General features: G+C 62.8%; 12 protein-coding genes. 6 read left to right on the forward strand and 6 right to left on the reverse strand.

Annotation, left to right across the window (positions count from 1 at the left end):
* Window positions 1-7 precede the first annotated feature (7 nt).
* On the forward strand, window positions 8-169 hold the full coding sequence (locus tag BKM74_RS18725; RefSeq protein WP_176342466.1) for a hypothetical protein: 162 nt from the start codon (window positions 8-10) through the stop codon (window positions 167-169).
* A 30-nt stretch (window positions 170-199) separates the two neighbouring features.
* On the opposite strand, the gene BKM74_RS09305 is transcribed toward BKM74_RS18725, so the two are convergent.
* A complete protein-coding gene (locus BKM74_RS09305; RefSeq protein WP_086465422.1) occupies window positions 200-1,342 on the reverse strand; it encodes a DUF4340 domain-containing protein in 1,143 nt (380 codons plus the stop codon).
* Window positions 1,343-1,554: 212 nt separating this feature from the next.
* Here BKM74_RS09305 and BKM74_RS18515 point away from each other — a divergent pair, with 212 nt between their 5' ends.
* Both BKM74_RS18515 and BKM74_RS09310 read left to right on the forward strand, forming a co-directional pair.
* Window positions 1,555-1,953 (forward strand): hypothetical protein, encoded by a 399-nt coding sequence (locus BKM74_RS18515; RefSeq protein WP_140056051.1) that lies wholly within the window; start codon window positions 1,555-1,557, stop codon window positions 1,951-1,953.
* Window positions 1,954-2,228: 275 nt separating this feature from the next.
* Window positions 2,229-3,860, forward strand: a complete 1,632-nt coding sequence (locus BKM74_RS09310; RefSeq protein WP_086465423.1) for an ABC transporter ATP-binding protein — start codon at window positions 2,229-2,231, stop codon at window positions 3,858-3,860.
* A 7-nt stretch (window positions 3,861-3,867) separates the two neighbouring features.
* On the opposite strand, the gene BKM74_RS09315 is transcribed toward BKM74_RS09310, so the two are convergent.
* Both BKM74_RS09315 and parE read right to left on the reverse strand, forming a co-directional pair.
* A complete protein-coding gene (locus BKM74_RS09315; RefSeq protein ID WP_086465424.1) occupies window positions 3,868-4,746 on the reverse strand; it encodes a YkgJ family cysteine cluster protein in 879 nt (292 codons plus the stop codon).
* Window positions 4,715-6,709, reverse strand: coding sequence for a DNA topoisomerase IV subunit B (gene parE, locus BKM74_RS09320; RefSeq protein WP_086465425.1), 1,995 nt, complete (start codon window positions 6,707-6,709; stop codon window positions 4,715-4,717). The genes BKM74_RS09315 and parE overlap by 32 nt, the downstream gene beginning before the upstream one ends.
* A 106-nt stretch (window positions 6,710-6,815) precedes the next feature.
* On the opposite strand from parE, the gene BKM74_RS09325 reads away from it, so the two are divergent.
* Window positions 6,816-7,223: an acyl-CoA thioesterase gene (locus BKM74_RS09325; protein ID WP_086465426.1), complete on the forward strand. Its 408-nt coding sequence runs from the start codon at window positions 6,816-6,818 to the stop codon at window positions 7,221-7,223.
* A gap of 162 nt (window positions 7,224-7,385) precedes the next feature.
* On the forward strand, window positions 7,386-7,607 hold the full coding sequence (locus BKM74_RS09330; RefSeq protein ID WP_086465427.1) for a hypothetical protein: 222 nt from the start codon (window positions 7,386-7,388) through the stop codon (window positions 7,605-7,607).
* Between the two features lie 145 nt (window positions 7,608-7,752).
* Here BKM74_RS09330 and glnA read toward each other — a convergent pair whose 3' ends face one another.
* From glnA to BKM74_RS09345, 3 genes are all read right to left on the reverse strand, one after another.
* On the reverse strand, window positions 7,753-9,162 hold the full coding sequence (gene glnA / locus BKM74_RS09335) for a type I glutamate--ammonia ligase (RefSeq protein ID WP_086465428.1): 1,410 nt from the start codon (window positions 9,160-9,162) through the stop codon (window positions 7,753-7,755).
* A 77-nt stretch (window positions 9,163-9,239) separates the two neighbouring features.
* On the reverse strand, window positions 9,240-9,578 hold the full coding sequence (locus BKM74_RS09340; RefSeq protein WP_008943658.1) for a P-II family nitrogen regulator: 339 nt from the start codon (window positions 9,576-9,578) through the stop codon (window positions 9,240-9,242).
* Window positions 9,579-9,829: 251 nt separating this feature from the next.
* Window positions 9,830-11,017: a pyridoxal phosphate-dependent aminotransferase gene (locus BKM74_RS09345; protein WP_086465429.1), complete on the reverse strand. Its 1,188-nt coding sequence runs from the start codon at window positions 11,015-11,017 to the stop codon at window positions 9,830-9,832.
* A gap of 184 nt (window positions 11,018-11,201) precedes the next feature.
* Here BKM74_RS09345 and BKM74_RS09350 point away from each other — a divergent pair, with 184 nt between their 5' ends.
* Window positions 11,202-12,377 (forward strand): aminotransferase, encoded by a 1,176-nt coding sequence (locus BKM74_RS09350; RefSeq protein ID WP_086465430.1) that lies wholly within the window; start codon window positions 11,202-11,204, stop codon window positions 12,375-12,377.
* The last annotated feature ends 26 nt before the right edge of the window (window positions 12,378-12,403 follow it).

A 12,403-nucleotide genomic window follows, 5' to 3' on the forward strand; every position in this document is an offset into this window, starting at 1 on the left:
GGACGCCATGATTCTCGACCGTCTGCTCGGCCTGATCGCGCTGGCCTTCTTCATCGGCTTCATCGGCATCATCGCGCTGTCGGTGAAGCAGCCGGCGCTGATCGTGGTCGCAGTCATTGGCTGCGCGTTGGTGGTGTACGATTTCTGGCGGCAGCTTGTGCGGCGGTAAGGGCGTTAACCCTTAAGCCGCCAAGAGGTCTTACTGCCGTGGTGCCTGTTGTTCCGTGCCGGGGGGCGTAGCAGGGGCCGCGGGGCGGGGACTCGTCCTGTCGATCACCGCGTCGGTCGTCGCGACAAGGCCCTCGGTGGCGAAGTCGGGCAGGCGGAAGTGCCAGCCGGCGGTGCGGGCATTAATGGCATCTGCCTCCTGCTTCGCATCGCCCGCACTGTCGGCTTCCGCCTTGATTTCAGCCCAGTTCACATCATTCTGCCGGACCATCGCCAGTTTTACGCGCAACCCGTCGAGCGTTTCGAACTCCGCCTCGACCTTGTCGGCGTCCGGCGGCAGGGTGGCGTCATTTGCCTTGCGGGCCTCGACGATCTGCAGCTTTTCCAGCGCACCGGCCATCCGGGTCAGCTGCCAGGCCTCCGAGACACGGGCGCCTTCAGGCAGGCCGGTCGGCTTGAAAGGGTGCTCCATATTCTCCTGGCGCTCGATGCCCAGACTGTTGCCGTTGGCATCGCGCAGACGTGCCGATGTAATACGGTCCGGGCCGATATCCAGGATGATGGAGGTCGTCCAGGCGGGTAGATCGATGGGGACGGCAATTTCCCTGGCGGACAGCCAGGCGCGTTCCTCACCGCCGGGCTGGACGTAGGTCCGGTTGATTTCAGCGCCTCCCGGCGTGGCGACAGTGTCGCCGATCAGCAGGTCGGCAAGGGCGTTTCCCCCGCGGTCGCGGACGGTCACAGCCGTTGCCGTGTTCTGATTGCGCAAATCAGGAACATTGGCGGCGGTGATTTTCTCCGTGCTGGCCGGCGCGCCGTGCAGGGCGGCAAAGCTGTCGATCAGGCCGGCGATCTTGCTCTCATCGACCGGATAACCGTCCCAGTTGGCAAGCCCCCACTGGCCATCTTCCTGACGCGTCAGTTCCAGCCTGTCGCCGCTGCGCTCGATGACAATGCTGCTTACGGCCGCGCGGTTGTCAGACAGGCGCGGGAACAGCTGTTCATCCTGTTGCTGAACGGTCTGGACGATGGAGCGATCCATAAACAGATTAGCGCCGAGCGCCACCATGCCGATCACGACAAAGACCGCGATCACGATCAGCAGGTTGATGGGGCTCACCCATTTCGTCGGGGTTTTCTTGGTCGCACTGTCCATGTTCTTGCCGTCACTCATGTCATTCCTGGGCGGTGGTGGTAAAAATTAAAGAAATTCTGTTTTTACTTTTGTGTAACTCAGTCAGTTAACGGAATATTTTAATCCTTACAAAGCAGATATCTAACTCATAATGCCGTCATATTGTGTCCATTTTTTGTTGAGTTGATTGTCGGTAGGCGATTTTTTACCATCGCCTTACCTGTGTTTTTGCACTGAATTATGGATCGTATATGAGTCGTAAGCGCATATTTTTCAAACGCCCACCAAGGCGCCGGTTTGGCTGGTTGTTGGGCACTGCGGTTCTGGTCGCCGGTTTGTCATGGTCGCTGTATGGCGGTTTTCCCGATGCCGGGGTGCCGGATTGCGGCAGTGATGCGGTGCGCCAGCAGATTCGTAAAACCCTGACAACGAACTCGCCGGCGCAGGCTTCCGGGATCGAGGTGGTTTCCTACCGTGAGAACCGACGCCGGATGGCCGAAGATGTCGTTGAAGCGCGTGACTGCGCGGCCCGCACCCTGCATGACGGGACCGTGGGAATTGTCCGCTATACCGTGCTGAGACGATCGGACAGCGACGGGTTTCACGTCGATATAAGGGAGCAGGCGGCCTTGCAGGATTTACGCCGCTGACGCCGGCTTCTTTTTTTCGGATTCCCGCGTTTTTGCGGTGCAAACTTGCCTCAAACCCTGACATCTTCGCTATAGTCTAACCTGCGTCCGGGAAATGACCGGGCGTGACAATGAAACGCCCTTGCACGCCGCGCTGATGTGGTGAAGCGGGGGACGATGAACCAGGCGAGCGTGAACCGTTCTAGAGCGCGATCGCATTAAAGCGTGAATCGCCCTCTATGTTTTTGGTTAGAGCAGGATCGTTCGATCCGGCTCTGGGAGATGGAAGGGAACAGATGTCCGATAAGCCGGTCCTGCAAGTAAAGAACCTGACCGTTCGCCTGCCGCGCGGCGCCGACCGCGAGAATGCGGTGGAAAACATCAACCTGGAAGTCCGTCCGCAGGAGATTCTCTGCGTTGTCGGCGAATCGGGGTCCGGCAAGTCGGTGACGGCCCATACCGTCATGGGGCTGTTGCCGAAGAAACAGCTGGTGCCGACCGCCGGCGAAATCCTGCTGGAAGGCGAGAATCTGCTCACCGCCACGCCGGAGCGCATGCGGCAGCTGCGCGCCAGCCGCATGTCGATGATTTTCCAGGAGCCGATGACGGCGCTCAATCCGGTGATGACGGTTGGCGACCAGATCGATGAATTGCTGCGCTTCCACACGCAGATGAGCCAGGAAGAGCGCCTGACGCGGGTGCTGACGGTGATGGCGGATGTGCATCTGCCGGACCCGGAACGTATCCGTAATTCCTATCCGCACCAGCTTTCCGGCGGCCAGCGCCAGCGCATCATGATCGCGATGGCGCTTGCGCTCGATCCGGTGCTGCTGATCGCCGACGAGCCGACGACCGCGCTGGATGTGACGACCCAGGCCCAGATTCTGCGTCTTATCAAGGATTTGCAGGGGCGCCATCAGACGGGTGTGCTGTTCATTACCCATGATTTCGGTGTGGTGGCGGAAATCGCCGACCGCGTCGCCGTCATGCAGTATGGCAAGCTGGTCGAATTTGGTGAGGCAAAGCAGATCCTGCGCAACCCGCAGCATCCCTACACGCGGATGCTGATTTCCTCCGTGCCCAGCATCAAGCCGAAGCATCGTGAACCCATCGTCAATGCACCGATCGTGCTGGAGACGGAGAATCTCTCGAAGACCTATGGCGGTGGCGGCGGCCTGTTCCAGAAGGCGCATCCGGTGCATGCGGCAAAGGATGTCAGCCTGACGGTCCGCCGTGGCGAAACACTTGGCATCGTAGGCGAATCCGGTTCCGGCAAGTCCACCGTGGCCCGCTGCGTGGTGCGGCTGATCGACCCGACCTCGGGCTCCATCAATCTGCACAATGTCGATATCGGCACCTTGCCGCCGAGCTTGCTGCGGCCGCACCGCAAGAAGGTGCAGATCGTCTTCCAGGATCCCTACCGCTCGCTCAATCCGCGGCGCACCGTCGGCCAGTCGATTGTCGAGGGGCCGATGAATTTCGGCCTGTCCTCGAAGGAAGCCTGGGAACGCGCCCGCGACCTGATGAAGCTTGTGGGGCTCGACCCTTCCGCGGTTGACCGTTTCCCGCACCAGTTCTCTGGCGGTCAGCGTCAGCGTATCTGCATTGCACGGGCGCTGGCGATGGAACCGGAACTGCTGATCGCCGACGAAGCCGTCTCGGCGCTGGATGTGTCGGTGCAGGCACAGGTGCTGGATCTGCTGGACGATGTGCGCAAGCGCTTCAATCTCGCCATGCTGTTCATCACCCATGATCTGCGGGTGGCCGCGCAGATCTGTGACCGCGTGGCGGTGATGTTCAAGGGCGAGGTGGTGGAATACGGCCCGGCCAGCAAGGTGTTTAGTGCGCCGGAGCATGAATATACCAGGGCGCTGTTCGACGCCGCCCCCGGCAAGGACTGGGAATTCGGCAAGTTCGACGCGGCCTAGCCCGGATTTATCCGGCGATCCACGGGTTGGCGGGCAGGGGGGAATTTTCCGCCCCTGCCGCCAGCACCGAGAGGAAGAGGGCGATCTGCGGCTGCTCGCCCGCATCCACCCGCTCATGGCGGATTCCGGCGAAGATATCCTCGCCGGAAAGCCAGCGCTGCTCGGCATCCCCGGTTTCAAGCGCGATGCAGAGCGCCTGGTTCAGCTCGTATAGCCGGTCATCGAGCCCTTCGGCCTGCAATGCCGCCAGCAGCGTGTAGGAATAGGCGGTGCGCAGCGCGCCATAGGGTTTGGGCACCGGAATCTGCGCCGGCTCGCCCGCGAAGCTGGCGCGGCAGGCTGCGACCGAGGCCGAAACCATGGTGCGGCAGACATTGGGCCGTGACTCATAGGCGCCGCACAGCCCATTTTCGTCCAGCAGGCCGCAGGCAATATGCGCCAGGTAACGCTGGCGCGGGTCGAGATCGCGGCCCGCCAGATCGGCGGCCTTCAGCTTTTCCAGCACGTCTTGCCGCCGGGATGGATCGGTTTTCCTGAAATGCCGGGCCAGCAGGAAAATCTCCGGCGCGCTGGCTGTCACCATATTGTGGCAGCAATAGCTGCAGCCCTTGCTGCATTCCAGGGCGAAGGCGCCGGCCTGCTGGCGCAGTGACCGGTTCAGCGCATCGAGATGATGCCGTGCCGCCTCCTGTGCGCGGGCCGCGTTCGGCCGCTGGGCAAGGATGCGGCGCAGATTCCCGGTATGGGCGAACAACAGCGGGAAATCGTGGCCGACCGGCAGGCCGGCGCGGCGCAAGGCGGCCTGGGCCGCCTTCTCCTGCTTCTTGCGTTCGGCGCGGGACATGCCGCCGCCGTCAGACGTCCAGATCGCGGACGAAGCGGGCATTTTCCTGAATGAAGGCGAGGCGCAGTTCCGGCTTCCGGCCCATCAGGCTTTCCACCAGCTGGGCGGTGTCCTTGGCGTCCTCGCGCTGTTCGGCGTCGCGCATGTCGGGAATGGTCACCCGGACCAGGACGCGCTTGTCCGGGTCCATGGTGGTTTCCTTCAGCTGCTGCGAGGGCATCTCGCCCAGGCCCTTGAAGCGGCTCATCTCGATCTTGCCGCGTCCCTTGAAACCATTGGCGATCAGCTCGTCCTTATGCTTGTCGTCGCGGGCATAGAGCGTCACCGCCCCCTGCGTCAGCCGGTAGAGGGGGGGGATGGCCAGATAGAGATGGCCGTTCTCGATCAGCTTCGGCGTCTCGCGATAGAAGAAGGTCATCAGCAGCGAGGCGATGTGCGCGCCATCGACGTCGGCGTCGGTCATGATGATGACCCGGTCGTAGCGCAGCGCCGCCTCGTCATAGCGGTCGCCGGTGCCGCAGCCCAGCGCCAGCATCAGATCGGCGAGTTCCTGATTGCCGCGCAGCTTGTCGGCCGAGGCTGAGGCGACGTTCAGGATCTTGCCGCGCAGCGGCAGCACCGCCTGGGTGTCGCGCCGGCGCGCCTGCTTGGCGGAGCCGCCCGCCGAATCGCCCTCGACCAGGAAGATTTCGGTATCTTCCCGGTTGGTGCGGGTGCAATCGGCCAGCTTGCCGGGCAGGCGCAGCCGCTGGGTCGCGGTCTTGCGCTGGGTATCCTTCTGCTGCCGGCGCTTCAGCCGTTCCTCGGCCTTGTCGATGATGAATCCCAGAAGCTGGTTCGCCTGTTCCGGCTGGTCGGCCAGCCAATGGTCGAACCGGTCCTTCACCGCCTGATCGACAAGGCGGGTGGCATGCTGGGAGACCAGCTTTTCCTTGGTCTGGCCCTGGAATTGCGGGTCGCGGATGAAGACTGACAGCATGACGGCCGTGCCGCCCAGGATGTCATCCGCCGTGATCTGCGCGGCGCGCTTGTTGCCGACCAGTTCGCCATAGGCTTTCAGTGCCCGCAGCAGCGCCGTGCGCAAGCCCTGCTCATGAGTGCCGCCCAGCGGGGTCGGCACGGTATTGCAGTAGGCGTTCAGGAAGCCGTCATCCTCGTCCGCCGGCCAGGCAATCGCCCATTCAATGCGGCCGTTCTCGCCATTCTGCACCTCCACCTCGCCGGTGAAGGGCTGCGCGGTGACCTGCGCGCGATCCTCCAGCGCATGGCCGAGGAAGTCGGCAAGGCCGCCGGGGAAATGCAGCGTGTCGCTGGCCGGTGTCGTATCGCTGCCGGTGATCAGCACGGGATCGCAGCTCCAGCGGATTTCCACGCCCTTGAACAGATAGGCCTTGGAGCGCGCCAGGCGGTACAGCATCGCCGGCTTGAAGCGTGCGCGCTCGCCGAAAATCTCCGGGTCGGGGTGGAATTTCAGCGTGGTGCCGCGCCGGTTCGGGGCGGCGCCGATCACCTCCAGCGGTCCCTGCGGTGCGCCGCGGCTGAAATGCTGGGCGTAAAGCCGTTTTTCGCGGGCGACCTCGACGGTCAGCCGGTCGGACAGCGCGTTCACCACGGACACACCGACGCCGTGCAGACCGCCAGCGGTCTTATAGACGGAATCGCTGAACTTGCCGCCGGAATGCAAGGTGGTGAGGATCACCTCCAGCGCCGATTTATCGCGGTATTTCGGGTGCGGATCGACCGGGATGCCGCGGCCATTGTCACGGACCACGACACTGCCATCTTCATGCAGTTCCAGTTCGATGCGGTTGGCATGGCCGGCCACCGCTTCGTCCATCGCATTGTCGAGCACCTCGGCGACCAGATGGTGCAGGGCACGCTCGTCGGTGCCGCCGATATACATGCCGGGCCGGCGCCGGACCGGTTCCAGCCCTTCGAGAACCTCGATATCCTTGGCGGTATAGTCGCCGGTATCGCGCGCTGTCGTTTGAAAAAGGTCTGCCATAAGCGGAGTATATCTGCAGCGGGCAACGGTTCAAGCGTATCCTGTGGGAGGTAACTTTAGATTAACAATATATAGTAGATATTGCCGCCTTTTAGAGGAGGGGAGAATGAACGAAACCGAAGCTGTGCCAAGCGAAAAGGCGCCGCATGGCGATCTGCAGATCAGGACGGTCGCCATGCCGGCCGACGCCAACCCGAATGGCGATATCTTCGGCGGCTGGGTGCTCTCCCAGATGGATATCGCGGGCGGTGTCGCGGCGCAGCAGCGGGCCGGCGGGCGGGTCGCCACGGTCGCGGTGGATGCGATGACCTTCCACCGGCCGGTTTTCATCGGCGACATTCTGTGCTGCTACACGGCTATCGAACGGGTGGGGCGCACCTCCATCACCATTCGCATCGAGGCCTGGGCGCAGCGTCGGGACCACAGCCCCCGCGTGCTGGTGACGGAAGGCACCTATACTTTCGTCGCCATCGACGAGAACCGGCGGCCGAGACCGGTCGATCCGGAAATCTGAGCCGCCCGCGCGAGACGAGACCTGCGCCTCGGACAGGGTTTTGTTGCAGTGCACGCATGGCAAATAGGACAGTAAAGCTTGCCTATTGTGCGTCGCAGCAATATATTGGTTTCAACGATATGGGAGAGCGCTCTTCGTAACCCATTTTTACGGAGATACCCGATGTTCAAAGACCTCGAAAAGACCCACGCGGCATATCAGAACTATGAGCTGCCGCCCTTCGATCCGAGCCAGATTTACATCCATGTCCGGTACGCGCGCCAGTTGCGCGCCCAGGCGATCAACGAGGGTATGACCCTGTTCATCGTGAACCCGGTTAAGGCCATTGTGCGCCGCACACTGGACGCCATGAAAAGCCACGGTGGCGCTGCTGCGCACTCCTGATCGGCAGCAGAATAAAATAAGGAACGGCTCCGCTGCGGCGGGGCCGTTTTTTTGTGCTCTCGCCATCTGTTTGCCTGGGAGCAACAAAAACGCCCCCGCCGGCTGGCGGGGGCGTTCTCATCCCGACTATCGGGAGACGGTCAGCTTAGACGCTGTAGTACATCTCGAACTCGATCGGGTGCGGGGTGTGCTCGAAGGCGTACACCTCTTCCCACTTCAGCGCGATGTAGGCGTCGATCATGTCGTTGGTGAACACCTCGCCGCGGGTCAGGAACTCGCGGTCGGCATCCAGTGACTGCAGGGCTTCGCGCAGCGAGCCGCAGACGGTCGGCACTTCCGCCAGCTCTTCCGGCGGCAGGTCGTACAGGTTCTTGTCCATCGGGTCGCCCGGATGGATCTTGTTGATGATGCCGTCGAGGCCGGCCATCATCAGCGCCGAATAGGTCAGGTACGGGTTGCCGGCCGGATCCGGGAACCGCACCTCGACGCGCTTGCCCTTCGGGCTGGCGACGTGCGGGATGCGGCAGGAAGCCGAACGGTTACGCGAGGAGTAGGCCAGCAGCACCGGCGCCTCGAAGCCCGGAATCAGCCGCTTGTAGCTGTTCGTCGTCGGGTTCGAGAAGGCGTTGATCGCACGGGCGTGCTTGATCACGCCGCCGATGTAATAGAGCGCCGTCTCCGACAGGTCGGCATAGCCGGAACCCGCGAAGGTGTTCTTGCCGCCCTTCCAGATCGACTGGTGGACATGCATGCCCGAGCCATTGTCGCCCTTCACCGGCTTCGGCATGAAGGTCGCGGACTTGCCATAGGCAGCGGCGACCATCTGGATGCAGTACTTGTAGATCTGCATGTTGTCGCCGCACTTCACCAGCGTGTCGAACTTGATGCCCAGCTCGTGCTGCGCCGCCGCCACTTCATGATGGTGCTTCTCGACGCTGACGCCCATCGCGGAGATGGTGTCCAGCATCTCGCCGCGCATGTCCTGGCCGCTATCGACCGGGGCAACCGGGAAATAGCCGCCCTTGGCCGGCGGACGGTGGCCGAGATTGCCTTCCGGATAGACCTTGCCGCTGTTGTACGGGCCTTCCTCGGAATCGAGGTGATAATAGGCCTCGTTCATACCGGTCTTGAAGCGCACGTCATCGAACACGAAGAACTCGGCCTCGGGGCCGAAATAGGCGATGTCGCCGATGCCGGTGCTGCCGAGATAGGCCAGCGCCTTCTTGGCGATGGAGCGCGGGTCGCGCTCGTAGGGCTGGCCGGTCGAGGGCTCCAGCACGTCGCACACCAGGATCAGCGTCGGCTGCGCCGAGAACGGATCCATCACGGCGGTCTCGAGGTCCGGCATGAGGGTCATGTCGGATTCGTTGATCACTTTCCAGCCGGCGATCGACGAGCCGTCGAACATGAAGCCTTCGACCAGCGCCTCTTCATCGACGGTCTCGATGTGCTGCGTCACGTGCTGCCACTTGCCGCGCGGGTCGGTGAAGCGGAGATCGACGTAGTTGGCGCCGTTCTCCTTGATCATCTGCATTACGGTCTTGGTGTCCGACATATCCCTTTTCCCTCGCTCGGGTTCTTAAGGTTTGGGTGACTGTGGTGGTTCTGCCGGGGGTTTACCCGGCAGTCTCGTTAGACGGCGTCCGCGCCGCGCTCGCCGGTACGAATACGGATAACCTCGTCAATGGTCGAGACGAAGATTTTTCCATCGCCGATGCGGCCGGTCTGGGCCGCCTGCTGGATGGCTTCGACGGCGCGTTCTACCATCGAATCTTCCATAACGATCTCGATTTTCACCTTGGGCAGGAAGTCCACGACATATTCGGCGCCCCGATACAGCTCGGTATGGCCCTTTTGCCGTCCAAAGCCCTTGGCCTCGGTGACGGTGATGCCCTGGATGCCAACCTCGTGCAGCGCCTCCTTCACTTCGTCCAATTTGAACGGCTTGATGATGGCTTCGACTTTTTTCATATGCGGTTCTCTTTTCGTCGTCTGCGGCTAAGGCCATCGGGAGGTACCGGGATCAGCTTCCGCCGCTCACGGTTAATCCTGTGATAGCAGGACTCATGCCAGCTTGCCGGAATCGCGGAAACGCCTGCATCGTCGCCCGGCGGCCTTGTCGCTGGTTGCGGGAATCGGGACGTTCTGATGTCATATTGCACACAAAACGGGCATTTGTTCGGCTAAATTTTAATCGTCCGGTGCTTAATATCGCGCCATAGTCACGCGGAGAGCAGTCTGCGGATGCGCGCCATTGCCTCCCGAATGTTCTCCGTGCTGTTGGCGTAGGAGAAACGCAGATAGCCCTCGCCATGCTTGCCGAAGCTGGTGCCGGCGATGACCGCGACGCCGGCTTCTTCCAGCAATCTTGTCTGCAGTTCCTTGGTGCCGATGCCGGTCCCCTCGACATTGGGGAAGGCATAGAAGGCACCGCCGGGTTCGACACAGCGGAAGCCCGGAATCTGGTTCAGCTCGGAGACGATGACACGGCGGCGCTCGTCGAACGCCTTCACCATGGCGTGAACGGCATCCTGCGGGCCAGTCAGCGCGGCGATGCCGGCATATTGCGTGGCCGCGTTCACACAGGAATGGCAGTTCACTGCCAGCTTCTCGGCATGCGGCAGCACGGCTTTCGGCCACACGCTGTAGCCAAGCCGCCAGCCGGTCATGGCGTAGGTCTTCGACCAGCCATCCAGCAGGATCACCCGGTCCTGCAGTTCCGGATAGGACAGCAGGCTGACATGCTCGCGCCCGTCATAGAGCATCTGGCCATAGATCTCGTCGCTCATGATCGTGACATGCGGGTGATCGGCCAGGCCTTTGGCCAGCTTGTCCATCTCCGCCTTCGGCACCGCGCCGCCGGTGGGGTTGGCGGGGCTGTTCAGCATCAGCAGGCGGGTCTTCGGCGTGATCCTGGACAGCACATCCTCGGCGGAGAAGGCGAAGCCGTTCTCCTCCAGCAGCGGGATCGGCACCGGTGTCGCGCCGGAAAAGCGGATCACCGATTCGTAGATCGGGAAGCCGGGATTCGGGTACAGGATCTCGACGCCGGGCTCGCCATACAGCATGGCGGCGAAGAACATCGTCACCTTGCCGCCGGGTACGATCAGCACCTGGCCGGGATCGACGCTTACCCCCAGACGGCGCTGCAGGTCGGCGCTGACCGCCTCGCGCAGGGCCGGAATGCCGGCCGCAGGCGTATAGCCATGATGCCCGTCGCGCAGCGCCTTGCAGGCGGCCTCCACGATATGGTCGGGCGTGCGGAAGTCGGGCTGGCCGATGCCCAGATTGATAATGTCCTTGCCCTGCGCGGCCAGCTGGCCGGCGCGGGCCAGCACCTCGAAGGCGGTTTCTGTGCCCAGCGTGGACATGCGGGCGGCGAGTTGCGGGGCGTCGGGTGTGATGGCCATGGCGGGATCGTTTCCTGGAAGGCTGGTTATTGTTGGCGGCCACTATGCCGCAAGCCGGGCAGGGCGGAGAAGCCGAAAACCGCATGGCCCGCGCCAGCACTTCATGCTACGAAATTTGCCCTTTTGCGGCACGAGAGTGCGATTCAATCTGAAACGATCCGGCTCTAGCGACGGGAACCCTGCCATGAAGCCAGCCAATGCCATCCTCTCCGGTTACGGAACCACCGTGTTCGAGGTGATGTCGCGGCTGGCCATGGAGAAGGGGGCGATCAATCTGGGACAGGGTTTCCCGGACGATAACGGGCCGGCCGAGGTGGTGGCCGCCGCGCAGGCGGCGCTGGCCGACCGGCCGAACCAGTATCCGCCGATGATGGGTGTGCCGGAGCTGCGCCAGGCCGTCGCCGCGCACAACAAGCGGTTCTACGATCTGGACGTGGACTGGCAGACCGAGACCATGGTGACCTCGGGCGCCACCGAGGCGCTGGCCTCCTGCCTGTTCGGGCTGATCGAGCCGGGCGACGAGGTTGTCCTGATCGAGCCGCTCTACGATTGCTACCTGCCGATGATCCGCCGCGCCGGCGGCATCCCGAAGCTGGTACGGGTCGAGCCGCCGCGCTGGGAACTGCCCTACGAGGCGCTGGCGGCGGCGTTTTCCGACAAGACCAAGCTGATCCTGCTGAACAGCCCGATGAACCCGGCCGCCAAGGTGTTCAGCCGCGAGGAGCTGGGATTTATCGCCGATCTGGTGAAGAAGCACGATGCCTATGCGGTCTGCGACGAGGTCTATGAGCACATCGTCTTCGACGGGCTGACACACCATCCGCTGATGACCCTGCCGGGCATGCGCGAACGCTGTGTGCGCATCGGTTCGGCCGGCAAGACCTTCTCGCTGACCGGCTGGAAGGTGGGCTATGTGACGGCCAGCCCGGCGCTGTTGCAGCCGATCTCGAAATGCCACCAGTTCCTGGTGTTCACCACGGCGCCCAACCTGCAGCGCGCGGTGGCCTTCGGCCTGATGCAGGATGACAGCTATTTCACCGGCCTGGCCGCCTCGATGCAGGCAAAGCGCGACCGTTTCTCCGCCGGCCTGCGCGAGATCGGCTTCGCGGTGCAGCCCTGCCAGGGCACCTATTTCGTGAATGCCGGCTTCGCGCCGCTGGGCTTTGCTGGCGATGACGCCGATTTCTGCCGCCATATCATCGAGGAGGCGGGGGTGGCCGCGATTCCGGTGTCGGCCTTCTATCAGGATCAGGAGAGTGCCGTGCGCACCACGGCGCGCTTCTGCTTCTCCAAGCAGGATACGGTGCTGGACGAGGCACTGGACCGGCTGGCCCGGCATTTTGGCAGACAAGCGGCCTGAACCCTGAAGAATCCCACATCTGGTTC

Source organism: Oceanibaculum nanhaiense (assembly GCF_002148795.1).
In the GTDB taxonomy this organism is placed as follows: Bacteria; Pseudomonadota; Alphaproteobacteria; order Oceanibaculales; family Oceanibaculaceae; genus Oceanibaculum; species Oceanibaculum nanhaiense.